19 protein-coding genes are annotated in these 25,711 nt (G+C 48.9%); 2 read left to right on the forward strand and 17 right to left on the reverse strand.

Annotated features, from left to right (window positions below):
* Nucleotides 1-36: 36 nt before the first annotated feature.
* The 17 genes from GC097_RS32485 to GC097_RS32565 form a co-directional block, all read right to left on the reverse strand.
* The gene (locus tag GC097_RS32485) at nt 37-858 is read right to left on the reverse strand and encodes a sugar phosphate isomerase/epimerase family protein (RefSeq protein ID WP_171687406.1); all 822 of its coding nucleotides are present in this window, start codon (nt 856-858) and stop codon (nt 37-39) included.
* A 27-nt stretch (nt 859-885) separates the two neighbouring features.
* Entirely contained in the window at nt 886-1,323 is a 438-nt protein-coding gene (locus GC097_RS32490; protein ID WP_171687407.1) for a hypothetical protein, read from the reverse strand.
* 1 nt (nt 1,324) lies between these two features.
* Nucleotides 1,325-1,723 carry a hypothetical protein gene (locus tag GC097_RS32495; protein WP_171687408.1) on the reverse strand — a complete coding sequence of 133 codons (399 nt, stop codon included), beginning with the start codon at nt 1,721-1,723 and terminating at the stop codon, nt 1,325-1,327.
* On the reverse strand, nt 1,720-2,745 hold the full coding sequence (locus GC097_RS32500) for an ABC transporter ATP-binding protein (protein WP_171687409.1): 1,026 nt from the start codon (nt 2,743-2,745) through the stop codon (nt 1,720-1,722). The genes GC097_RS32495 and GC097_RS32500 overlap by 4 nt, the downstream gene beginning before the upstream one ends.
* On the reverse strand, nt 2,742-3,776 hold the full coding sequence (locus GC097_RS32505; RefSeq protein WP_171687410.1) for an ABC transporter ATP-binding protein: 1,035 nt from the start codon (nt 3,774-3,776) through the stop codon (nt 2,742-2,744). Before GC097_RS32505 ends, GC097_RS32500 begins: the two co-directional genes overlap by 4 nt.
* A 12-nt stretch (nt 3,777-3,788) precedes the next feature.
* Nucleotides 3,789-4,949: an ABC transporter permease gene (locus GC097_RS32510; protein WP_216625969.1), complete on the reverse strand. Its 1,161-nt coding sequence runs from the start codon at nt 4,947-4,949 to the stop codon at nt 3,789-3,791.
* Nucleotides 4,946-5,944, reverse strand: coding sequence for an ABC transporter permease (locus tag GC097_RS32515; protein WP_171687411.1), 999 nt, complete (start codon nt 5,942-5,944; stop codon nt 4,946-4,948). Before GC097_RS32515 ends, GC097_RS32510 begins: the two co-directional genes overlap by 4 nt.
* Before the next feature lie 99 nt (nt 5,945-6,043).
* Nucleotides 6,044-8,005, reverse strand: a complete 1,962-nt coding sequence (locus GC097_RS32520) for an ABC transporter substrate-binding protein (protein ID WP_171687412.1) — start codon at nt 8,003-8,005, stop codon at nt 6,044-6,046.
* Nucleotides 8,006-8,939: 934 nt separating this feature from the next.
* Nucleotides 8,940-9,800, reverse strand: a complete 861-nt coding sequence (locus GC097_RS32525; RefSeq protein WP_171687413.1) for an AraC family transcriptional regulator — start codon at nt 9,798-9,800, stop codon at nt 8,940-8,942.
* A 171-nt stretch (nt 9,801-9,971) separates the two neighbouring features.
* Nucleotides 9,972-10,784, reverse strand: a complete 813-nt coding sequence (locus GC097_RS32530) for an MBL fold metallo-hydrolase (RefSeq protein ID WP_171687414.1) — start codon at nt 10,782-10,784, stop codon at nt 9,972-9,974.
* Between the two features lie 4 nt (nt 10,785-10,788).
* Nucleotides 10,789-11,694 carry an SMP-30/gluconolactonase/LRE family protein gene (locus tag GC097_RS32535; RefSeq protein WP_171687415.1) on the reverse strand — a complete coding sequence of 302 codons (906 nt, stop codon included), beginning with the start codon at nt 11,692-11,694 and terminating at the stop codon, nt 10,789-10,791.
* Between the two features lie 134 nt (nt 11,695-11,828).
* A complete protein-coding gene (locus GC097_RS32540; RefSeq protein WP_171687416.1) occupies nt 11,829-15,731 on the reverse strand; it encodes a polysaccharide lyase family 8 super-sandwich domain-containing protein in 3,903 nt (1,300 codons plus the stop codon).
* A gap of 82 nt (nt 15,732-15,813) precedes the next feature.
* Nucleotides 15,814-17,067 carry an alpha-L-fucosidase gene (locus tag GC097_RS32545; RefSeq protein WP_171687417.1) on the reverse strand — a complete coding sequence of 418 codons (1,254 nt, stop codon included), beginning with the start codon at nt 17,065-17,067 and terminating at the stop codon, nt 15,814-15,816.
* A 341-nt stretch (nt 17,068-17,408) separates the two neighbouring features.
* On the reverse strand, nt 17,409-18,944 hold the full coding sequence (locus GC097_RS32550; protein ID WP_246294595.1) for a type 2 periplasmic-binding domain-containing protein: 1,536 nt from the start codon (nt 18,942-18,944) through the stop codon (nt 17,409-17,411).
* Nucleotides 18,945-19,059: 115 nt separating this feature from the next.
* Nucleotides 19,060-19,938 carry a carbohydrate ABC transporter permease gene (locus GC097_RS32555; RefSeq protein WP_171687418.1) on the reverse strand — a complete coding sequence of 293 codons (879 nt, stop codon included), beginning with the start codon at nt 19,936-19,938 and terminating at the stop codon, nt 19,060-19,062.
* A gap of 1 nt (nt 19,939) precedes the next feature.
* Entirely contained in the window at nt 19,940-20,926 is a 987-nt protein-coding gene (locus tag GC097_RS32560; protein WP_171687446.1) for an ABC transporter permease, read from the reverse strand.
* A 208-nt stretch (nt 20,927-21,134) separates the two neighbouring features.
* Nucleotides 21,135-23,444 carry an AraC family transcriptional regulator gene (locus GC097_RS32565; RefSeq protein WP_171687419.1) on the reverse strand — a complete coding sequence of 770 codons (2,310 nt, stop codon included), beginning with the start codon at nt 23,442-23,444 and terminating at the stop codon, nt 21,135-21,137.
* A gap of 211 nt (nt 23,445-23,655) precedes the next feature.
* Between GC097_RS32565 and GC097_RS32570 the strand changes: the two genes are divergently transcribed.
* Together GC097_RS32570 and GC097_RS32575 are read left to right on the forward strand one after the other, a co-directional pair.
* On the forward strand, nt 23,656-24,807 hold the full coding sequence (locus GC097_RS32570; RefSeq protein ID WP_171687420.1) for an MFS transporter: 1,152 nt from the start codon (nt 23,656-23,658) through the stop codon (nt 24,805-24,807).
* Between the two features lie 47 nt (nt 24,808-24,854).
* Nucleotides 24,855-25,634 (forward strand): 3'-5' exonuclease, encoded by a 780-nt coding sequence (locus GC097_RS32575; RefSeq protein WP_171687421.1) that lies wholly within the window; start codon nt 24,855-24,857, stop codon nt 25,632-25,634.
* The last annotated feature ends 77 nt before the right edge of the window (nt 25,635-25,711 follow it).

Genomic DNA, 25,711 nt, shown 5'->3' on the forward strand with positions numbered 1-25,711 from the left:
TGAGCCTCAGATTTCCGTTTCGAGTGATAGCTACAATTAGCGGGCTTGGTCAAACGCGATCACCCGGTCGCGAATTTCGCAGAAATTGTGGATATTGACATATTCCAAAATAAAAGGAACACCCTCGGCTTGCTCATGATACAAATTCAGCAGCTTCACCCAGTCGATACCCCCGTCCCCGACGCAGCGGCCGTAGGTGTCATTAACTTTGCGGTCTTTCCCGTGAAAGTAAGCCAGATGCGGCGCTAAATACCGGAACATCTCCTCTTCCGAATTATTCGCAATTAAATTCGCCGGATCCAGCAGCACTTGGACGTGCGGCGACCCCACCTGCGCCAACAAATCAGCCGTTCGTTTGGCACTCGGCACAACATCCAGCACACATGGCTCAAGCGCCAGCTTAATGCCGTAATGTCCCGCACGCTCTCCAAGCCAGCTAATCTGCTGTTTCAGCCGGTCGAAATCCTGCTCGTACGAATCGGCCTGAATTCCCCGTTTTCCCGGGATGAATCCGCACTCTGTCGCAACGACCGGCACACCGGTGCCCGCAGCAATCTGCATATGCCGTTCAAAATAACGCAAATTTTCCTCCATTTCCCTTTCATCTGTTTCCAATAAATTCGTAAACACGCCAATCGAGGCGACTTCAACGCCATGCTTGCGGTAGGTGTCTACGATTTCTTGGCTTCTTTTATCCGTTAAATCGCTGAGATCACTCCGTCCGTTGTAGCGCCAATAGTTGGAATCCGTTTGCGAGAAGCACAGCTCTGTCCACCTGAATCCGCGCTCAGCCAGCAGCGCTGCCACCTCTTCGTTCGATAACTGAGGAAAGCTGCGTGAAACGACACCCATATCCATACGGACTAACCCACCTTTACTTGAAAATTATCGCAAGGCCCGCCTGCGAGCCGCACTTATAGCAAACCAGCCTAGCAAGAGAGTTAAAGCGCCTTCAACGATTAAAAAAAGCATCATATGCGCTTCAAAAGGCACGCCGAGCAAAACATGCGAAAGGAAATTACATACAAATAATAGCCCCAGTTGTATCGCCAGCAGCATGGCCGAAGCTTGCAGCACCTGCCCCGCCTCCGCCTTCTTTTTTAAATCATATTGGCAGTAAAAGACGTAAGCGAGCCATGCCACGCCCATGAGCAGAAACGAAAAATTATCAATCCCTTGCCAGGAATCACGTTTGACGCCAAAAAAGGTTAGCAAAACCAGCAGCAGACCCCGCAGCTCGAACCAATTGATAATGCCCAGCGCCGAGGTGATCACCGTTATTCCCACGGATTTATACCCTGCCGACGGATCTCGCTGTTTCATCTCAAGAAAAGGATCCATACGTGCCAGCGTCCCTCCATTCCCTTTCTACTCTATGCAGGATGCGCAGCGTGGCTTTTCGCGCTTCTTCGTTTTCCACCAGGGTTGATCTCTTGACAAAGGCTGTAAGCTTACCGATTTTGTTCAAATATGACTTTCGCGCCCTTCTTTCAATTCGGTTCACTTGCTTACTATTGCCCAGCTTTTGATGTTGAATCATGCGGAGGTTGTACTTGGCCGACCATGTTTCGGGGATCGAGCCTGTCGCTGTAACGGTCTCTAAGTCGCGCAGCTTGCCTCCGACCATTTTCTCGAGCAGCACTCTCATATACCATAACGAACCGAGCATAATAAGGCTAAGACCGACGAAGAACGCAAGAAGAGTAAGTAAAATATACGTCATACCAACGTCGCCCCCCTCAGGTCAAGCTCCCCTGCAAAATGGCATGCTGCGAAATGTCCGTCCCCTACCTGCTTCAATTCAGGAGCCTGCTTTTTGCAAATATCTTTGGCGTATGCGCATCTCGGATGAAAATAGCAGCCGGATGGCGGATTCGCCGGATTCGCGACTTCGCCTTGCAAAATAATGCGGTTCGACTTCTTGCGCGGATCGGGCACAGGCTTCGCAGAGAGCAGCGCCTCCGTGTATGGATGCTTAGGCGAAGCGAATACATCCTTCGTTGCCGCAGTCTCCACCATTTTGCCGACATACATAACGCCGACTCGGTTAGATATATGCTGGATCACACCAAGATCATGAGAAATAAACAGGTAGGACAAGTTCAATTTCTCCTGCAGATCCTGCAGCAGGTTAATAATTTGCGCCTGCACGGACACGTCCAAAGCCGATACGGCTTCATCGCAAACGATGAACTTCGGGTTCGTCGCCAAAGCTCGGGCAATGCCAATCCGTTGCCGCTGCCCTCCGCTGAAAGCATGCGGATAACGCTCCAGATGGCGGCTGTTCAGGCCGACCATCTCCATGAGCTCGGCCACGCGCTCTTTCAGCTCTGCGCCGTGCGCCATGCCGTTGCAGACGAGCGGCTCGGCAATGATGTTGAGCACAGTCATCCGGGGATTGAGAGAGGAGTACGGATCTTGGAAGATCAGCTGCATATCGCGCCGTATGGCTCGCAATCCCTTAGGATCAAGCTGCAGCACTTCTTGCATGTGACCTTGACGGTCCCGGAAAAGCACCGATCCTGCCGTCGGTTCGATCGCGCGAAGAATGCAGCGTCCGAGTGTCGTTTTGCCGCAGCCGGATTCGCCGACTAGACCGAACGTTTCGCCGGGGCGGATATGAAACCGGACATCGTCAACCGCTTTGACATAACCGACGTTTTTTTGCAAGAACCCTTTTTTGATCGGGAAATATTTCCGCATATAGCGGACATCCAGAATGAGTTCGTCCGTTTGTACGCTCATGAGATCACCTCGGCTTCTTTAAGCTCCGTTTCTACCAGCAAGCAGCGAACTTTATGATCTTTGCTGACCTCGACGAGCGGAACGTCCGCTATGTTGCAAACGCCATCGATCGCCAGTTTGCAGCGGGAATAGAAGCCGCAGCCCTTCGGTAAATTCATCGGGAAAGGAACGGTCCCTTCGATCGACTCCAACCTTTTGTTCTCTCTTCCTATAGCCGGAATCGAATTCAGCAGCGCCTTTGTGTACGGATGCTTCGGATTATGAAATAAGGAGTCGACATCCGTATACTCGACTACCTTCCCAAGATACATAACCGCTACTTCATCCGACATTTCGGCAATGACGCCAAGATCATGCGTAATAAAAATAACGGACGTATCATGATTCGCTTTTAGATCGTTAATCAGCTGCAGCACTTGCGCTTGGACCGTAACATCCAAGGCGGTCGTCGGCTCATCCGCAATAAGAATCGAGGGATTGCAGGACAGCGCCATTGCGATCATGGCCCGCTGCCGCATCCCGCCCGAAAGCTGGTGCGGATATTCGCTAAGCCGCTGCTCGGGATTTGACATGCCTACCTTGCGCAAAATATCCACCGCCAGCCGGTAAGCTTCCTTTTTATCTTCTGTCACATGCAGCAATATCGCTTCCATAATTTGATTGCCAACGGTATGAATAGGGGAAAACGCCTTCATTGGCTCCTGAAAAATCATCGCAATCTCGTCGCCCCGGATATCCCGAATTTCCTTCCCTCGCGGGTCCAGCTTCACCAGATCCACTGATTCATTACGCCCTGCCCCGCTTCGTTGCAGTCTAATTTCGCCCTCCACTTCGCCCGGTTTGGGCACGATGCGCAGCAGCGCTTGCGAGGTGACGCTTTTGCCGCAGCCGCTTTCGCCGACAATGCCGAGCGTCATGCCGCGTTTGATTTGCAGATCGACGCCGTCTACGGCCTTCAACACGCCTTCGTCCAAATGGAAGTGAACTTTGACGTCCTTCATTTCCAAAATAACGTTATCCCTGTTTGCCATTCACTCCACCTCCTATTTGTAAGGATCTGCCGCATCGCGAAGTCCGTCTCCAAGGAAATTAAACATTAAAACCGTCACAATAATGAATGCCGCCGGCCACAGCAGCCAGGGATGATGGGCTAGCGTTTCCAGGTTTTGCGCATCCTGCAGCAGCACGCCCCAGCTTACAACAGGCGCTTGGAGTCCGATCCCGAGAAAGCTTAATGCCGTTTCGCCGAGAATCGTACCGGGAATCGAAAGAGTTACATTCACGATAATGTAACTGGCGAAAGATGGCAGCAGATGCTTGCGAATGATGCGGAAATCGCTCGCTCCGGCAAGTCTGGCCGCCATGGTGAAATCCTCCTCGCGGAGGGACAAAATTTTCCCGCGTACGACACGGGCAAGTCCTGTCCAGCCGATGATGGAGAAGATCAGAATCAATCCAAAATAAGTTTGCAGCGCTGACCAATCCCTCGGTAATGCCGCTGTTAGCGCCATCCAAAGCGGAATGGTCGGAATGCAAATGAGCAAATCTATCGTTCGCTGAATGATGGTGTCTGTCACACCGCCCAAGTAGCCGGATATCCCACCCAGCACTAATCCCAAAATGAGCGTCACGATAATGCCCAGAAGTCCGAACGATAGCGAGATTCGGGCGCCGTAAATGATTCTGGACAGCAGATCGTGCCCCAGCTTATCCGTCCCCATCAGGATGAGCGCATCTTTCGGATTTTTCAGTCCGAACAAGTGACGTTCCATCGGAATTAATCCCCACAGTTTATACGGCTCGCCTTTGGTGAAGAAATAAATCTCAAACTTTTTAGCCGGGTCCTCGGAGAATGTGCGTTTAAACGTATTCGGATCGACTTTCTCGCTCATTCCGTAGACGAACGGCCTGAGTTGAAAGCCTTTGTTCGGATCGACAAAATGAATTTTCTGCGGAGCGGCATTCTTATAGTCGGAATACCTTGCATCCTGCAGCGTAGGCGCCAGAAACTCACAGAAAACAGCGACCAGATAAAACAAGATCAGCACGGCCGCAGAGAAAACCGCCATTTTGTGCTTGATGAATTTCCACCACATCAGCTGCCACTGGGAAGCGACCTCGTATTGATTGTCGGCTCCGATTCGGTTCCGGTTCTTCACTTTGGTCCTTCGCAACCGATTCGCAATCGTCGTCATGGCACTCATTCTGCAACACCCCCGAAGCGTATTCTCGGGTCAACGAATGCAAGCAAAATATCCGATAGCAACGTCCCGATGACCGTCATGACGCTAAGAATCAACAAGAAGCTTCCCGTTAAGTAAACGTCCTGAAACATCAAAGCTTTGAGAAGCATCGGACCTGTGGTTTGCAAGTTAAGTACGATCGAGACGATCGCTTCACCGGAAATCAGTGCCGGCAGCGTCCAGCCGATCGTCGAAATCAGCGGGTTGATCGCCAAGCGCACAGGGTATTTGAACAGCAGCTTGCCTTCCGGTACGCCCTTGGCTCTTGCGGTGATCACATACTGCTTCGACAACTCATCCAGCAGCATCCCCCGTGTAATACGAATGAGCGATGCCGTTCCGGACATCCCGATGACCACGACAGGAATGATAAGCCTTGGCAGCATATTCATAATTTTGTCCATACTCCAAGGGGCGTCTACATATTGAGCTGAGAATAACCCTGTAATCGAAACGCCTGTCTGCGCGAAAATGACATACACAATAATCAAAGCAATAAGAAATCCCGGCATTGCCAGACCGATAAAGCCTATAAACGTAAACACATAGTCAAGTGCCGAATATTGATGGGTAGCTGAGTAAATCCCGATCGGAATCGCAATCAACCACACAAAGATCAGGCAAATGAGCGATATGATAACTGTCAGCGCCAGTCTTGGACCAATGACTTCTGTCACAGGCTGATTCCATTGAAAAGAACGACCCAAGTCACCGTGAAGTATAATATTTTTGATCCAAATGATGTACTGAACAATCAACGACTTATCTAACCCATAAAGCTGCTGAAGGTTGATGATCGTACTTTCCGAAACCGCTGTTCCCGACTGCTTTAATGTCGCAACATACTGTGTCAGAAAGTCACCGGGTGGAAGCTGAATAATCACAAACACGATAATACTGATAGCGATAAGCAGCGGAATAAGCTGCAAAAGCCGGTAAGAGATATAATTCAGCATGTGATTCCTCCTTCCAAAAATGTGCCCTGTCTCAGAACGAACCATGAGCCCGGATCAAACGACCTGCCGCCGTCCGGGCTCGCATTGGCTCCTGTTCGCTTATTTTCCAAAGAAGAACTGCTCACCGCTGAAGTTCGCGCCGATCGCGAAGCTCGTGTCATTCGGGATGTTATGCAGCTTCGCATTGACGATCAGAGGCTGCTTCACTTCCGAAATCGGAATGAAGTAGTACACTTGGTCCTTCATCACTTGTTTAATTTCAGCCACTTTCTTCTTCGCATCTTCCGGATTGGCAGCTGCGGCATCGTTGATCATTTTGTACAGATTCTTCACGTCCGCTGGCGGCTCTTGGCCGTTCTTACCGCCTGAAGTACGCCAGAGATCCCATTGAGCTCCCCAGTATTGTGTGCCCCAATCGCCCATATACCAGAGCGGTGTATGCGTCCAAATCATCGTAGCTTGAATCTCATTGTTCGTATTCCGCGTCGTCCAAAGCGTCTGATCGATCGTTTTCATCGTCACGTTCAAACCGAGCTGCTTCCACATCTCTACGATCAATTGCGTTAACGGTACGATATCCGGCGCTTGCGCTCCGACTTCGAACGGAATTGTAAACACTTTGCCATCCGGTCCGAGGCGCTTGCCGTCAGCCCCTTTGGCGAGGCCCATCTCATCCAGCAGTTTGTTCGCCTGTGCGACATCGAATGTCGGATCTTCAATGCTGCCCGGCTTCGCGAAGCCATAGTAGATCGTGTCGATGATCTCTTTGCGGTTCAGCGCCAGATTAAGCGCCTTGCGGAAGCGTGCATCCTGAACGACTTTTTGCCAGTTCGGATCGTTGAACGTTTGATTTAAGAAAATATCGGTTGGCGTTACGTGCATGTTGGCCAGCAATGCTTTGTAGCCGTTTTTCTCGTTTTCACGGTAAAGCGGCATTTTGATCAGAGCTGCTGACTCCCTGGAGAAGTCGACTTCACCCGAAATTGTTTTCAAACCAACCATCTCAATATCCTGTACGAGCGTACTTTGAATGGTGTCGATATAAGGCAATTGATTGCCGGCAGTATCTACCTTGAAGTAATAAGGGTTGCGTTCATACGTAGTTAGCGTTTCCGTCGATTTGGTCATCATCCATGGATAAAGCACAGGGAAACCGACTGCCTTCTTATTCGCAAGTTCCCAGTTCGTGATATCTTTATCGTTGAAAAGATTGAACCATTCGCCAGGCTGGAAGCCGGCTTCCTTAATCAGAGGCTCGAGTTTTTCCTTCGGCGTGTATTTTTTGTGGAACTGTTTGAGGAAGTGCGCCGGACGAATAAGCTCTGTATAACCGCGCCAGCCTTGAATCGCGAAGCGGATCAAGATGCCTCCGTACGGACGGTCAAACACCAGCTTGAAGTTCAGATCGTCGATAACTTCCAGCTTCATTGGAGCCGCATCGGCCTCCCCGCCGCCACGCAGCCAAACCGGGAAGATCGGCGTCAGCTCAGGATCATTTAAAATATCCTCAACCGTAAACCGGACGTCTTCCGTTGTAACCGGCTGGCCGTCGGACCATTTCAAACCTTTGCGCATCGAGAATGTGAACGTTTTTTGATCATCGCTGACTTTGTAGTCTTTCAGCACGTTGCCAGTGATCGTGTCACCTAAAATACCAGGCGTGTTCAACAGCGGTTCATTGCTCATAACGAAAACGTCAGCATCCCAGTTCGGCGCGGATGTAACCGTTCTCAAAACACCGCCGTACGTACCGATTTCATACTTCATTTGACTCTCCGGTATTTCATTCGTGAATTTATAATCGCTTGGCAAGCGATCTTTCACAGGCGGCAGCCCCTTTGATGCTAAAAACGGAGAATCCTTAAAGTCTGTCAATTGCGCAGGCTGTCCGCCGCCACCGTCAGGTGCTTTTGTTGCTTCCGGCGCTTTCGTTGCTTGTACGGCAGCAGCCGTTGGCGCTGGTGTTGTCGATGCCGGACTATCTTGACACCCCCCAAGAACAAGCGTCAACATGAGTGCTGAAACCAGGAGTAAAATAATCGACTTCCTCCTTGACTTCATTTGCAACCCTCCGATTTCCTAAAATGTTTTTGAGTTTGTGGACTCATCCTCATTCTTATGGGGAATGTACCAATTTATCAACTTAATTATCTGAAAATTCGATATGTTCACTAAACTCACTACTCATCGTTAAGATCCGACAAGATAAGACCGAATCGGCTGTTCATGCATAAAATGTAATCGCTACCAAGAGGCACTCGACATCGTTTGCGGCCATGAAAATATGATATCTGCTGTCTCGAAGTGCAGACAATTTGCAGCGGAATGCCTGACTCACAGGATGCGTCAAACAAACGTAAAGAAAGTCCCACAAAGTCACAAACCGCAGGTGGGGTGATTTTTGGTTTTGGGCAAGGTTTTGAGGGCTTGTGCGGGGGGCGGACTAGTGCGATGTGATGTTGGGGGCGGACTGTTTAGTCTAGTGCGAATTGGTGCTGGGAGCGAGGGTTCGAGCAAGTGTGAAGTGATGCTTGGGGCGGGTTCATTGGATGAATTCCAATGAAACAACCGATTTGAGGGAGTGATTTACCATTTCATTGGATGATTTCCAATGAGATAGTTGAAAATGGCCGAAATTAAGCTGAATATTTAGGTCTCACTGGATTTCGTCCAATGAAACGAACAATTTTAGCTGTAAATCGGGCTTTATATTGGATTTCATCCAACGAGGGCTCGGCACTGGGTCTCCCACTAGTCAATAATCTCTCATAAAGTGCTCTCCCCAACTGATCTTTCTACGCAAATGTGTGCTTCTAGCTCCCAACCGATCGCTTAGCACTGAAAACTAGCTTATCCTTCACGGGATTTCCTGAATCCCGCCCCATCGCAGCTAACTCAAAAAGCCCGCTCCAGAAACGGAGCAGGCTATCCACCAAAGAACCGTGCCTCCACGGTGCCTATTCATCCTATTCACATCTATTCCCCAAGCTCATCTTCACATCTGCTTTCTAAGCTGCTGAGGCGTCATGCCCAAGGATTGCTTAAACAGCCGGAAAAACTGCGTCTTGTCCTCATAACCGACACTGCGTCCGATGGATTCGACAGAATCCTTCGTTTCCAGCAGCATTCGCTTCGCTTCCCGCAGCCTGACATCGTGAACGTATTCCGTGAAGGTGAACCCCAGGCACTCTTTGAACATTTTGCTCAAATAGTACGGGGAATAAAAACTTTCTCGCGCTAAGTCATTCAGCGTAATATGGCCCGCATAATGCTCCTCGATATAGGACAACAACTGAGGCAGCATGTGATAGGCCGTACGCAATTCCGAGTTATGCAAGTTTTCTTGCATCGATCTGAACATCCGCGTCAGTAAAAGCGTCGCGTAGCCATGAAGCATGGCCAGGTAGCCGCTCTTTTTCGCGCTGTACTCCGCATACATCGTTTCGAGCAGCTGCTCGACCTCAATCATGCTTTTTCCTCTGAAGGTGATATGCGGCGAAGGGTTGGCAAGCGAGTCCTTAAATTCCTGAAACAACTTGAGCGGGAGAAACTCGGAAGCGGTTTCAGTAGATTGCAGATGATTGTTCAGAAACTCTGTATCGAACAAAATATTCATATACTGCATATCCTTCTGAATTTCGAAAGCGTGCCGATCCCCGACATTCATAAACAAAAAATCCCCGCGCTGTACGGCAAACGACTTCCCATTCACTTGCTGATAGCCGGCTCCCTGCCAAATATAGACCAATTCGATAAAATTGTGCGTGTGCTCCGGTTCATTCACCTGTTGATGAAGCTTGTAAAGCGCAATCTTCTCAGCCTGCTGGATAAAGTCAACGGATTGGTACATTTTCATCTGAACAACACTCCATTCATAATGGTCATGTTAGCAGCTGTTTGTGTAAGTACCAGCCTCACCAGCATATCACATCACATTTGAATTCGTTAGATGAAGATGTGCTTAATTACAATGGTCCTAATAGCTTATTTTCATAGGGCGTACGTGTCGAATGGTCTTGCAACTCCCCTATTTGGCTTTCCCGTACAACAATGTCTCTCCAGGCTGAAAAATATGAAACTTCTGCCCCGGATGCTTCTGATACAGCCTGTCCACAAACGGCGAAATGCCTTCGCTGTTATTGGGATACAGATCAAAGTGAACGGGCACCACGGTATCAAACCTGAGATAAGCCGCCAGATCCGCTGCTTCCATCGCGTTCATATTGCCAACGACGCCAAGTCTGTTGCGGAACATATCCCGGCCGTTAATCGGCAGAAAACCAACATCGATGGAGAAGCCCGACAGCGCTTCAACCAGTCCCTCCGTCAAAAGCGTATCGCCCGCATGATAAAGGCATAGGCCGTCCCATTGTAACACGTAGCCTAAATAATGATCCCAGCCCTCTTCATCCTGAACACGCGCTTCATGCCATGCCGGAATCGGATGAATACGCAGCTGGTCAGCAAACTGCCATGCTTCATGAACGCCAAGCGCCTGCAGCCGGTCAGGAGCAATGCCCAGAGCCTCCAGCGCTGGCAAACAAACTTTAGGAGCACCGAACCGGCAGCCGGGAGATGCATCCGCGATGGTGCGCAGCGTGCCCGGATCCATATGATCCATATGATCGTGCGTACATAGAACAAGGTCCAAATCCGTCAATGTCTCAGGCTGCATCGGCGGTGCGTACCGTCTCGCCCAGAACCCTTCCGGGAATCCGGAAAGCTGGTCGACAGAATTTGTCAAATACGGATCGATCGCGATGGCCACGTCGTTTTTGCGCAAAATAACGCCAACTTGTCCGATATACTGAATCGTTAGTTGATTAGGCTCAAATAACATAAAATTACTCCTTCTTCTTAGTCGTATATGACGCACCGAATGCATGCGTCTTCGTTCCTTTAACACCGGGCTTTACGGCAAAAATGCCCCCGGCATGCGGTTGATTCCCCGCTTGATCCGTCTCCAGCCCTTTTCGGGCCGTCGTTATATACAGGGTGTCTAACCCCTCCCCGCCAAAAATGCAAGAAGTCGCTTTCGCTGCAGGGACCTCAATGCTTTCCAGCTTGATGCCACTCCGGGGGTCCCAGCGCGACACCTGCCAACCATCCCAGTGGGCGATCCACAGCATGCCTTCCTCGTCGATCGTCATGCCGTCTGGAAACCCTTGTTCGCCGGCAAAATCGATCAACGTCCTGGAACGGCTGATTTCTCCTTTTTCAGCATCAAAATCGAAGGCCAGCACCAGCTTTTTCATTGAATCAATATAGTACATCTCTTTCTCGTCAAGGCTCCAGGCAATCCCATTGGATACTCCGACACCTTCGTAAACTTTGCGATAGCTATAGTCTGTTTCAAGCACATAGAGGGAGCCCGCAGCCTCTTTTTCGATAATTTCCATCGTTCCCGCCCAAAATCGGCCTTGTCCATCACATTTTCCATCGTTAAATCGGTTTGCCGGCAAATGTGCTTCAGGATCAACGAGAGGCGTCAGCGTTCGCTGCCCCATGTGATAAGATTGAAAACCGGATTGTGTCGCGAGCACAACTTCATCATTCCCGGCACAAACAACTGCTCCTACGTATTCCCCAATAAGGAAGGATTCATTTTGACCTGTCTCCGGGTAAAACCTGCAAAACTTTTCACCTAAAATATCAACCCAATACAGCGCTTTCTGATCCTCGTTCCAGCATGGACCTTCTCCCAAAATGGCTTTGGCGTCCAAGACAAGCTGCACGTTTTTTGAACCCATTTGGTATCAACTCCTCTTCCTAATTGTAAATCGTCCTCTCGCCAATTGGAAGAAGCAGGAACGTCTTTCGGCAAAAAAAGAAAGGGCTTTCCCCCGGCCACATGCATGCCTTTTGGAAAGCCCCTTTCAGAAAATTATGATTTTAAAAACGAGATGGCACTGAGCAAAAGCGCTGCAAAATCGGCATCGATTTTTTTGCCGGATTGAGCCCGAACATGCTGTTCCAGGGCATTCAGCTCATTTTTGACTCCTTGCTCATTCGCATGCTTCTGCAAAGCATCGGTCATCGACAGAAGGCTGTTATAAATACCGTGGTTCGTAATCCAACCTTGTTGGTAACCATAGCGAATCGCTTCATCTAAATGCACGACATCCATGTGCACCTTCAGCACATAGGTCTCGGTCGTCTCATTCCCTGCTGCATCCTGTGCCTTCGCCAGCACCTGATGGTCGCCTATACGCAGCGAGAACGGTTTGAACGAATAAGGAAGGCTAACGCTGACACCGTCCAGTTTCAAAGAATTGGCGACTACCCCGCTTCCCTCATCGCTCATGTTGAAGCTTAGACTTCCGCTATCTGTCCAATAAACATTCAAGGAGACAGTAGGTGTGATGACAGGTCCCTTTGTATCGATTTTGACTTCAACGGTTTTGACCGCCTCTTGATTGCCGGCTTGATCGACGCTGTAGTAACGCAGCTGATGAACGCCATCCCCGGAAACCGTCACCGTGCTGCCCTCAGTAAAGGTACCGTTATCCAAGCTGTATAGCGTTTTTTGCACGCCGCTGCCAGCGTCGCTTGCTGTCAATGTCACTGTCTGTGCCGTGCGCTGCCAACCGATTTTGGCATCATCTGTCGTTACAGGGGCTGCGACATCCTTTTTGAAAGTGATGATATGCGTCCTGCCGAAGGAATTGGCAACTTGAACGCCCAGCTTTAACGTCGGCGAAGTTTGCTGTACCGAGATCGTGTCGTCCCCGCTAACGAACGTTAACCCCGCCTTGCCTAGCTCAAGTGAAATCGCGCTTTGCGCTTGCGTTGGATCGGAGACGGCAATTTTCAGCTCTGTGTCTGATTCCTTGACCATGACAGAGGCCGGATTGTAGGCGGTGATACCTGCTGCTGAACCCGGGTTCCAGAAATTAGCTGCCGTAATTCCAAGCTGCTTCTCTTTCACTGCATGCACATCCACCGTATTGCTAACGATCTCAACATTCGGCGCGTGGCTGTAGGCTTCCGTTGCTGCGGCATCTTTATGAGGCAGCATGACATAGGCATACGATGCATTCGAAGTGGTTTGCCCGTGCTCGAACGCCAAGCTCACGTAATTTCGCGTAACCGGCATATCCGACTGACCGCTGTTAATCTCTTTCCAACTGCCGGTTCTTGCTTCGCGCAAGGCATACACGTTTGAAGACCCTGGGAAATAATAACCGATATCGGAACCCGGCACATTGCCGGCCAAATGAGCCCAGCTCACGTTGTTTACCGTTCCCGACCAGCCAAGAGCGCTCGATTGCACAGAGCCGTTGATCGTTAGCGCATTGTCTCCGGCATCATTCAGCTTACGATTATCGATGATCGTCTCAACGGGTGAAGTTCCTGCTGAGCTTTTGGAAATTCCTGCTCCTAAGGCAACGATTTCATCATCGAACATGAACCACGACTTCTTGCCCTGCAGATTGCTTCCCGTTACTTTATCCATTGAGAAATCCATGCCTGCCGCACCGTAAAGGCCATCGATGGAGGAGCCGCCGACCCAATTTTTCGAGTTCATATACGATGTCCACTCGCCCGGAGTCACGCCTTTGCCGGATTGATCCGTCGTTGTGCCCGGCAACCGGAAAGAGTCCACGGTAGGCCAGAAATCATTGCGGTACTGGGTAAGGTCTTGATCGTACAGAAAGGTCATCCCGATTCCCGTGTACCAGCCTTTCAAATTTTCGTTGTTTCCTTTTTCAAAAGCTGAAATCCGGTTCGAGAAAAGACTGAGTCCAAAGCCATAACCGTCACGCAAGTGAACGACCCTGTCCATGCCTGCAAATACTTGATTGAGCTTCAATTCGCCTCTTGGTTGGATCGAAGGATTGTTCATCAGCTCTTTAATCAGCGTCAGTTCATAGATCGGAAGCCCATCCATATAGTTGGCATACGTTGTATCCGTCAAAATCCATTCCTTCGCCATCCGCTTAATCGATAACGCGACATCCGCCGGCGCTCCTTCCGCTAAGCGCAGCAAGGTTGTAATCGTGCTTCTGGCGCTGCCCGTAGCTTGTCTGGAAATGCCTCTGCCGTTGACCATATCCATGTAAAGTCCTTTATAAATCACGGGTTCGAACGTATCAGAAACCCATTTGTACACATTGTTGACGTTCGGATCCGTTACCGGCCACGGAGAACCGTTCAGCTCGTAAGTCATATCCGCCGCTCGGTTTAACCATACGGCACCATACCCCGCTGTGTATGCAATATTTGTATGCTGCACAAGCGAACCGTCCCTGTAAACACCGTCTCCGCTAGTGGTATAGATGAATTCCGGACCGATGGCATCGCGCCCTTGCGTAATTTTGGCGCTGTTGTTGCCGATCACGCCGCGCATCGTAACAACCAGAGCTTTATCCAGCAAATTAGCGCCGGTTTCTACAACGTTATTGAGCGTTCGTTTTTTGGGATCAGGGACAAATCGATCGAGTGCTTTCATATGCTTCGTGATCTGTGTTGGCGTCAAGTACTCGTACATAAGCACGAGGATATCGTTCATAAGTTGCGGCGCACCGATCTCCCAATCCCACCAGTTGCCGTACTCGGTTTGGGATTCGTTGTAGCGGTTAGCGTTCAGCCAATCAAGCGTGCTTAAGATATCGCTCTTCAGAGCCGCATTGTGATATAAGCTTGAGCCCTTGTGCGAATAGGCGAGCGCCATTGTCCTCAACCGGCTGTACGCCGTCGTAACTTGCGCCGAATCCGTCGTGCTGGCAAGGTCATCCCAGACCAGTGTGCGGTTCGCCGATTTGTTGAGCGTATCCCATAAGCCGGTTCCATTTGCGCTCGTGACGCTGTCCGCGATTTTCGTCAGGTTGGCGGAAATGTCAGCATCGGAAGGATCGTAGCCGGTGCCGCCTGTCAGCTTGCTGAACCATTTTGCCCGAAGCTGAGCGTACGATTGAAACAGCTCCGCAGATTCAACGTTTACGACGCACTGCGCTTTGATCGTGCCATCCGGCGTCGACACCGTAATCGTAGCGGAACCGAGACCTGTCCCCGTTATGTTTCCGCTGCTGTCAACGGTTGCTACGCTTGGATTCGTCGAGCTCCAAACGACCGTTTTGTCCGCCGCATTCGCTGGAACAAACGTCGGAGTTAGCGCTGCCGTTGCCCCTTGAGCCATGGAAAATGCCGTTTGATCCAACGTAATCCCCGTGACTCCGTTGTATTCCTCCAAGCTTATATCATCAAACCACACTTTTCCCTTGCCGGTTTCAAGGAACGGCTCGATGACCAGCTTCGTTACATTGGCCGGAATCGTCATGAATACTTGCTGCAGCGTCCAATCCCTGGTTCCCAGCAATTTAGCGGATGCCGGTCCGTCTCCTACTTTGCTCGTGTTATAAAATTGCGTTCGAAAATACGCCCCAGTCCCCGTCACATTCTCCGTTTTCACCCACATTTTAAGCCGGTAGGATTTGCCGGCTGCCACCGTCAGCACGCTCTGATTGACAGAAATCCGGCTTGTTGCAAAAGCATCAAACAAAATGGATTTGCTCCCTTCATGATAAGTTGTCGAGTCCAAAGATACATTCGCCGTTTGATTCGGCGCTTTCCCGCTACCGGTTGGAATCCATAATCCCCACCCGGCCGGAGCCGGACTCGTAATCCCGTTCCAACTCGAATCCGGCGTCGTTGTCGTCTGCTCGAAGCCGCCATTGTTCATCAGATTGACAGCTGCGGCCGCCGCCTTAGGATAAGCGCTTTCATAAAAGGGGATGAAAGAGACCAGAAGACTTGAAATCATACTGACCGATAATAGCTTGCTCATTTTTCCCATAACGATCACCTCATCGACATATTTTCTTAAAAGGTTAGCGAATCGTTCTCAGAGGGAGATGACTCCCTCCTGTTTACTGTCCGCTATGATGAAAACTCAAATCTTTCAGAGCAGCCTCCCCATCGCTATCCGTAATTTCAAGCATCACGCCACTCACGCAGACAGCTGGAATTCGGACGATCGCTTTATGACCGATGTTTCTTCCTTCATAAACAGTCACAGCCCTTCCGCTCTTCTTTGTGATGATCGTTACTGTGAAGCTTCTTACATGCTCGCCATTCGTCAGATCTTCTTGAATCACAATATGATCAAGTAAATGCGGCTTTGTTGGCTCATAGATCCAAGTATTGTTCCTTCTCATGCACTGCGCCATAGTACCGATCGGGCTGCCAAAACGGCGTTGAATTTCCGAACCGAATTCCAAAAGCCGCTGCGCATCCTTCACGGGAAATAATCCTTCCCGATCGGGTCCGACATTAAGCAGCAAATTGGCTCCCCGTCCAACGGAGTGATAGTAGAGCCCCATCAGTTCTTCAGTGCTTTTTATCAGATGCTCATCGGAATCACTGTAAAACCAATTCGCCCGCAGCTGGACATCGCACTCCGCCGGAAGCCAAAGCTGCCCGTCCAATTGCTCCTTTGTCTCCGTTAAGATCGAAAATTCCGTAGAATCTACGACATTCCAACACGGTATCGGTGCTATGCCATCTTCATTGCCAACCCAACGAAAGTCAGGGTCTCCCATGTTAAAAATGAGAATGTTCGGCTGCATCCGCCGGATCTCGCCGATAATGCGCTTCCAGTCATAGTCATGACCCTCGGAGCCGCAGCCGTCGAACCAAAGAATGTCGATGTCGCCATAGTTCGTTAAAAGCTCGGTAATCTGATTGACAAAATAATCGTCATACGCCTTTGCATCCTGTGTGTAAAAGTCAGCCGAGCCGTCAAAAGGCGAATAATACAAACCGGGCTTTACGTCATACTTGCGGCATGCGCTTACAAATTCCTGAACGACATCTCCTTTGCCCTCTTTCCAGGGCGTTCCCGCAACCGAGAAGTCCGAATACCCCGTCGGCCAATTCGAAAAACCGTCGTGGTGCTTGGCCGTCAATACCGCGTAATTCATCCCCGCTTCCTTGGCTGTCCGTATCCACTGTTCGCAATCCAGACCTGAGGGCCGGAAAGCTGAAAGAGACATCGGTCTCTCATCGAAATCGATATACCCTTCATAAAAGGTGCGCAGTCCGAAATGCAAAAACAATCCAAATTCCCAGTCTTGAAAAGCAAGCTGTTTGGAAGTGGGAATTACCTTCGGCGATGATTGCATGTCATCCGTCCTTTCTTTTCAACTTGCTTTCCTATCATAAAAGAGACTTATTCGTATGGGCAATCTTCAATTCTTGCATCGTGCCCGATAAAAAAAGGCGATTCGTTAGGATAAAAAAAGCCGACTAGGCAAAAAAAGCCTATTGCAGGAAAGACCTAGCCTGCGTTATCTAAACCCTTACGTTTGAGCAAGGAAAGGAAACTCCGTTCCCTTATTCAATCAAAAAGCAGTATTTCGTGAGCCAAAGGGGAACTATAGGGTCTTATTCAGCCTCCATCGTCCAAATATGTGTCAAAGTGGCAAAATAGCGGCCTGTAGTTCCCCTCTGCCTGCAACGACGATTACTTCTTCATTTTTTCCTTATACGCATCATTCGTTTCTTTCACATGCTGCTGGAAGCTCGGATCGTCTTTAAACGTTTTGACAAATTTGTCCCAATCGTCCAGTGAGTTTTTGCCAATGATTACGTTAACTAGCATATCGTTAAGTTTCTTGTCCCAATCTGCGCCTTTTTCCTGAAAAGGTGTCGTTTTGGTTAATCCGTACGTCGGGTCCGGAATGGAGCTGATCGCATCAATGATTTTCTTGTTTGCCTCAAAAACGTCGCTCGGAATGCCCGTTGTCTTGGCTCTGGAATATTTATCAAAATAACCTGTCACCCATTGCCCTGTCGTATCGCCGGAATATCCTTTTTTCTTGCCTTCCTCGGTCTGCTCAACAAAGCCGTCCGGTTTTACTTTGTAATCCACGTCCTGCATCCCATAAACAGCCAGATTGTAACCGTCTACTGTCGATGTATAATCAAAAACTTCTAGTATTTTCTTCAACTTAGCTTCATCTACTGATTTTTTATTGATCAAAAATTGACCGTAGAAACCACTGGCTTGTTCATAATATGCCTTGCCATCCGGCGCTTTCGGAAGCTCCACGGCAATCAAATTCGCTTTCAGGTTCGCTTTTTGCAGCTCAAGATTGTATTTGTAGGCATCTACGACGTTCGCGAACGCAATACCCGCTTTCCCAGCAACAAGCATATCCTTGAATTGAGCGGTCTTCAGCACAGGGAAGTCAGGCATAATGCCTCCGGCTTTGAACGCTTTATTCCAATAGGCAAGCGCCTCTTTAGCCTGCGGTGTCCACCAATACGGAATCAGACTGCCGTTCTCGTCCTTCCACTTTGTTCCCGTTCCGAACATGGACAACAAATAGCTTGCCGGTCCTGGCGATCCAGCCAACACAGCGCCATAAGTATCGGCTTTGCCATTGCCGTCAGGATCTTTTTTCGTAAATGCCTCCATGACATTATAAAGTTCATCCATTGTTTTGGGCGGCTGCATGCCTAGCGTATCGAGCCAATCCTTGCGAATCAGCATGGCCTCGTGACCGTCGAGTGGTCTGACGCGCGGGATCGAGTACAGCTTCCCTTTCACGGATGCGTTTTTGAATACGTTTTCAGGATATTTAGCCAAATTCGGATAGTTTTTCACATAAGTCGTCAAATCCCAAAATGCACCTTGATCAATGGCATTCAGAAAAGCAGGCGTATAATTAAAGTCTTCCACGAAGAGAACGTCCGGCAAATCTCTGGAAGCAAGCAGTGCGTTCAACTTTTCAGTGATTTGAGCGGAAGGAATCCAGCTCAGTTTCAGATTCATATTGAATTTCTCGTTTAGCTTTTTGACAGCTTCCAGTTCCCCCGTCGGAGCTGCTGCAAAGGCAAGCGTCGTGACCGAAATATCTGTAGGCGCAGCAGGCTTGCTGCTGGCCGCGTTCGTTCCCTTTTGACCTTCAGTCGAATTGTTTCCGCAAGCTGCCAAGGTTGCTGTAAGTGCTGCGGCCGTCATCAGAACTGTGAATTTTTTTACCATCGTTTTCATAGAAAGACCTCCCGTTTATTATTCCCAATCTTATCATCCCTGTTTTTAGAAGGAAAACTTGTTCGGCCAAGCGTTTAGAAATCGCATCACCCCTTTCAAGGCTGCAAGGCCAAGATTACCCTTTCACGGAGCCAACCATCATGCCTTTGACAAAATATTTTTGCAGGAACGGATAGACGACCACGATGGGCAGCGATGAAACGACGACGGCAGCCATTTTGATCACCTGCGGAGGCACAGTCCGCTCACTTTCCAGCATTGCGGCAACAGAGGGATCGCCCATTTGCGAAGCAGAGATTAACATCATTTGAAGCAGCACTTGCAAAGGTCTCAGCGCATCCCTGTTGATATAAAGAACACCGCTAAAGTACGTATTCCAATAGGCTACAGCGTAAAATAAGCCAAATGCCGCAAGCGCTGAGACGGAGATGGGCAGCATGATCCGGATAAAGACGCCGATATCGGAGCAGCCGTCAATTTTGGCAGCTTCCTCCAGCTCATCCGGGATATCTTGATAAAAGTTTTTCATTAAGAAGACATACCAAGCGCTTGTTAAGGCGGGTAAAATAAGCGCCCACACCGAATCCATTAAGCCGAGACTGTCCACGAGCAAATAGTTCGGGATCATGCCTGGATTAAAGAGCATGGTCATCAATATCGCGACAAGGAAAAATTTCTTTCCTTTCAGCCTTTTTCTGGATAGCACATAGGCAAGCGCACTAGTAATCAGAAGGCTCATCAGCGTGCCAACAACCGCCAGAAACCCGCTGACGCCCATGGCATTCACGAAAGCATTCGTCGAAAAAATAAATTCATAAGCCGAAAGGCTCCAATTGTCAGGAATTAAAATGAGCGGTTTGGCTAAGTATTCCGATGGATCTGTAAAGGAAATAATGACAACGTAGATAAACGGCAGCAGTGTGACAAGCCCGAATACGGTTAAAACCGCATAGTTCAGCGCATTGAACATTTTCGATCCCAAGCTGTTGTTCATTTCAGTAGAGCCCCTCCTCGCCGAATTTTTTGGTCACGCGGTTGGCTGTCACCACGAGGATAAGGCCAACAACGGATTTGAACAGACCCGCAACCGTCGCGTAGCCGAATCTTCCCTGCTGAATCCCAACCCGATAAGCGTACGTATCAAACACGTCAGCCAAATGTGCAACAGGTCCGCTGCTCATCAAGTAAATTTGCTCAAAGCCGACATCCATCACTTGTCCCAGCCGGAGGATGAGCAGCACAATAATCGTGCCCCGGATGCCGGGCAAGGTAACGTTCATCATTTGCTGCCAACGGTTCGCACCGTCAATTTGCGCGGCTTCGTACTGCTCGGAATTGATGCCTGCGAGAGCGGCGAGAAAAATAATGGTGCCCCAGCCCGCTTCCTTCCAAATGCTCTGCGCCGTCAGCATCGCCCAGAAATAGTTTGGCTCCGTCAGGAATTCGATCTTCTCGCCACCGAACTGAACGATGAGCTGATTAATAACGCCGCTCGCTTGCCCAAAGATCAGAAAACATATGCCGACGATAATGACCCATGAAAGGAAATGCGGTAAATACACGACCGTTTGCACAATTTTTTTGAAAAGCAGACTTCTCACTTCATTCAGCAGCAGCGCCACAATAATGGGAATCGGGAAGAAAAACGCAATATTCAGCAACGAGATTGCCATCGTATTGCGAAAAAGCAGCATAAAATCAGGATTCGTAAAAAATTCGTGGAAATATTTGAATCCGACCCACTCGCTGTCCCAAAACCCTAAGTACGGGGAATAATTCTGAAAAGCAAGCAGCAATCCCCACAAGGGGAAATATTTGAAGATAAGAAAAAACAATAAACCCGGCGCCGCCATGAGATACAAATATTTATCACGCTTGATCGCAGTCTTCCATTCTTGTACCCATTTGTTAGAGGCACCTTTTTCCTGTTTGATTTCGGTTGGCTCCGTATGATGCAGCCGCTCCGCTTGACCCTGAAACATCTTCCTCACCCTCTTCATGTCATTGGCATCTTGATCGCTTGCTCCTGAACAGATCGTACCTGAGCGTGGTTTGATGAACAATGAACAATTCTTGTGCTCGAAAAAAGCCATACACAAAAAAAGAGAAACCCCTGATCTATCGGGCTTCTCCCTGGAATCATGCTCTTTTCTTGTCAGTTTGCGAAACGCGGAACAAAATATGGGCATCTTAATTTGCGATATCGGTCCCCCGGAATTGCCCCGGCGTAACTCCCGTATGCTTTTTAAATACACGGATGAAATTTTTGGGTTGGTAGCCGACTTTCTCGGCAACGTCCGAGACGGACAGATTCGTGGTCCGCAGCAGGTCGATCGCCTTGTCGATTCGAAGCTTCGTCAAAAATTCAATAAAGGAGACATCCATAGTCTTCTTAAACTGTTTGCTTAAATAGTGGGGACTTAACCCGCATATCTGCGCGCATTGATCGAGCGACAAATCGAAATGATAATTGTCCTCGATAAACCGGACAACTTTATGGATTAACAGCTCATGCTCCTGATGCTGCTTGCCGAGCACATACGTTGTGATCGGCGTTACCAGCTCCGCTTTGAACCATTCATTCAATTCGCGAATTGTGCTGATCTTGCGGATCTGCGTGTAAGGATCGGATTCCGCTTCATCAAGCAATCTCGCCGAATCGGCTCCGAGCAAGTAGGCTGTGCGAATCGCGGCTGTCAGCAGCCTGTAATACGAAATTTGAATAAGTTCAGGCTTGTGAACGGCTTCCTGCATCGATCTAGCGAACTCGTCCAGCATGCGCTCCGCTTCTTGTTTATCACCAATTTGCAAGGAATTTTCAAAATGCGTCTCGATTTCGAGCGGATAACGGTAATGAAGTTCCGATTCGCTGCCGCCCGTATGTGCGATCACCTGATTATCCCCCACAAGAATACGGGAACGGACGGCCATTACCGCTTCTTCATAAAGTTCAGGCACATCCGAAATAAGATCGCTTTGTCCGCTCATCCCAATCGTCACCGGAAGATGCAAATAATCGGACACGAGCCCGCGAAGCCGTTCAATGAAAGCTTTGACGCCAGACGATCCGGATTCTGCAGACTCTTGTTCATAGAACAGCCAAACGGCAACTTGGTCGTTGAGCAAATTGATGATAATCCCTTTTCTGTTATGAGACCGGAGCAAATCATCCACAATATTTTTCACAGCGAAAACAATTAAGTCATGATCACTTTCCTGAAAGCGCGCAGGACGCTCCGGCTGTAAATCGTAAGCAAGTACAAAGATACAGTTCTCTAATCCCGCAGGCACGTCGTATCTCCGCAGCATAACGTCCAACTGCTCCTCGGAGTAATGAAGAAACCTTCCCTGCAGGAGTTGCAGAGCAAAAATCTCCCGAATTAACGGCAGTTGATCTCTCAATTGCTGCTGCAATTCACTCGCCTCACTGCTGAGCTCCATCCAACGCCTGCGCATAAAACCAACTTCATCCGTTTCCGTGTCATAGACTTGTCCGGCTTTTACTTGAGAGACGAGATTCTGGATCGGGCGGTAGACACGCCGTGTTCCCCAGAATGCGATGAGAGAACCGAGAACGAGACAGATGGCGACAATGACCAGCGTAATGAGTGCGATACCGTTTGATTTGGCACTCAATTCCTTCACGGGTACAAGGTTTATATACTGCCACTTGTTATAAGCGGAGGTGATCGGCGTAATCATGTAATCGGTACCATTTACTTCGAATGTAAAACGCGGCTCCGACCGTTTCTGCGCGACGAGATCTAACAACCCTTCCGGAACAAGCTCTCCGCCTGTTGAAGTAATGAGATCTCCCTGCGCATTGAGGATATACATTTGCTCACCATTGTAACTTACGAATCGCTCCATAATATCTTTAAATAGCGCTTCGTCAATATGAATAAATAAAAGTCCTGCCGGCTCTTTGGCCAGCAGCGGCACTTTACTGATGAATGTAACGCCGTTTACGTTGTAACCAGGCAAATTCGGGTAAGGACCGGTGACCCATTTGATCTGATCCTCGGAATCAATCTCTTTCCGCAAAGACTCTCGTTGTTGGTCACTTTCTATTCTTCTGCCGCCGTAAAATGAAGAGATCAAATAGCCTTCGTCCGGGACGTACATCGCAACATCGCTGACTTCTTTGTTCCCGTTTTGCAGGGCAGACATTTCTCTTGACATGCTTGAATAAAAGCCGGTATAGTTCGTATTCTTTAATTCTGTCAAATTCGAGCTAAAAAAACTGCCGAGCATCATTTGAATGGCGTTGTTTTGTATCCGGTCCAGCGTCGAATCGATGCTGGAGGACACGTTATTCAATATCCGGACATTCGATTGATTGACTTCCTTTTGCATCGCCGATGCTGAAAATAAATAACTTCCGAAGCCCACGGCAAGCACGGGGACGATTGTCGCGAATAAAGCTAAGGTCACCATATTGCGAAAAAACGTTTTATGCTGAAAAAAGCGTTTCCAAGAACGTTCGAGCACTTTGCGCATTGCGAACACCTCACCAACAGATTACTGAGCATTTTAAACGCATATTGGCATGAAATCAATCCTTTCCACGGAAAAGAAGACAAGCACGATTGATTTCGAGTGTCATCTTCCGTTCTAGAACTATTTTCTTTTTGGAATCTTTCGTACATCGTGATAGAATGTAGTTTTACAGCAAATAGCTTTTATTTTACTTAGGAAGGTTAAGGTCATTATGCGCGCAGCAAATTTTTTACGTTCGTTTAATTTCTTGTATTTTGCCATGCTTGCCATGTTCGTTTCATTTCTGCCTGTTTATTTAGATGCCCAAGGACTTCCTGCGACCAAGATTGGCCTGATCATCGGTACTGGAGGAATCATTACCATCTTCTCACAGCCCTTGTGGGGCATGATTAGCGACAAAACCAAAACCATTAAAAAGGTTATGCTGCTCCTATTGGCGTGTTCAAGCGTTGTTGGGTATTTGTTGTACACATCCAACAGCTTCATTGTGCTGCTTCTGTTTACGATGTTTTTGTACTTTTTCTTAATGCCGCTTGATCCATTGACGGAAAGTCTGAACTTCCAGACAGCGGAGGCCAATCGAGTCAGCTATGGTTCCATTCGGACATTTGGCGCGGTTGGCTATGCCGTTATGTCGCTGGCAGTCGGCTATGCGATACAGTATTTAGGCCTCAACAGCTTGGGCTTTCTTTTCGGGGGAATCGGCGCGATTAGCTTCCTGATCTGTTTAGCACTGCCGGATGCTCCCGTCACAGGGAAACCCATTACATTAAAAAGTTTGCGTAATTTCCTAGGAAATAAAGAAACAATTTGGTTTATGGCGTTAATCTTTATTGTTGCCGTTCCCCAAAGAATTAATGATACCTTTTTAGGCGTTTACCTACGCAAATTGGGCGGTAGTCCCGAGCTCGTCGGGCAAGCGTGGTTTCTGGCCGCAGGAAGTGAAATTCTCGTTTTCGCCTTAAGCTTTTGGTGGCTGCGAAAAGGGAAAGAGCTTGCCATCATTGCTTTCTCGTCATTCTTTTATTTCATCCGGTTTATCCTGTCCTCATGGATCACGGAGCCACATGCGCTGGTCTACTTGCAGCTGCTCCAAACTTTCACTTTTCCGATCTTTTATTCCGCAGCGATCCAATATCTATACCGCATCGTACCAGAAGAGTGGAGAGCGACCGGTCAGACCGTGCTTGCCCTGCTGTTTTTCGGGGTGTCCGGCATTGTTGCCTCTTATCTGGGCGGATGGTTCTATGAAAGCTTTGGCGGAAAAACGCTATACTTCTGGATTTCCATCATGTCCTTTATCGGGCTGATATTCAGTCTGGTACTTAGCGCAATCTATGGAAAAAAGAAGATGGCCGCCTAAGCATGATTTGTTACAATGAAAGGAATAGAAAGAACGGGGGTCCCATCATGGACTACATTATTTTGGATATTGAATTTAACGGCCGTAAATTTGCGAGTGATTTGCCCATGGAGGTTATTGAGATCGGGGCTGTGCGTCTCAATGACTCGCTCCAGCCTGTCGATGAGTTCTCATCATTGATCAAGCCGGTTTATTTCTCCAAATTGAACGGATTTATAAAGAAGAAAACTGGGATTCCCCAAGAGGATATCGATGCCGCCGCTGGCTTTCGCAGTGTGATTGCGAACTTCATCAGCTGGCTGAACCGGAGCGAGGCTTTTCTGCTCGTAACGTGGGGCGGCGAGGATTTGAAGCGCATTGTCTTCGATACGCGGATGCATAAATTAGAGGATGCGTACTGGATGAATGCCAACTATTTTGATTTGTTGAAGGGCTTTATCCGGTACAAAAATGTAACGAATGATGTCAGTGTCGAGGCGGCCCTGCTCGATCTGCAAATCGAAGCGGAAGGCTCCGCCCACAGGGCATTGGACGATGCGCGGATGACGGCGCTCGTGTTTAAAGCCATCTTCCATGAGCTCGATTTCGATCGGACACAACAATATGTAGACGTGTATAGCAACGCTAAGGAAAGACGACTGCTAAAGACAGCTATCCGCTCTATAACGGCGCAGAAAATCGTCCCTACGTGGGAGCTCATTGTCGAGAAGTATTTTACGGATAAAATGGCGCTCACCGATCCAAGAAAAATCACAGAGCTGCAAGCTCTGTTTGAAGCCGAGATGGCCAAGGGGCCGCAGGTTGTGAAAAAAGAACCTGCGCAGTAAAGCGCGGCGGCGGCCCGAACGTCTTAACGCATCAAAAAAAAGCCAATCCACTCGACATGGCCATCATGTCTTGTAGG

The sequence above is a fragment of the Paenibacillus planticolens genome (genome assembly GCF_013141725.1).
In the GTDB taxonomy this organism is placed as follows: Bacteria; Bacillota; Bacilli; order Paenibacillales; family NBRC-103111; genus Paenibacillus_E; species Paenibacillus_E planticolens.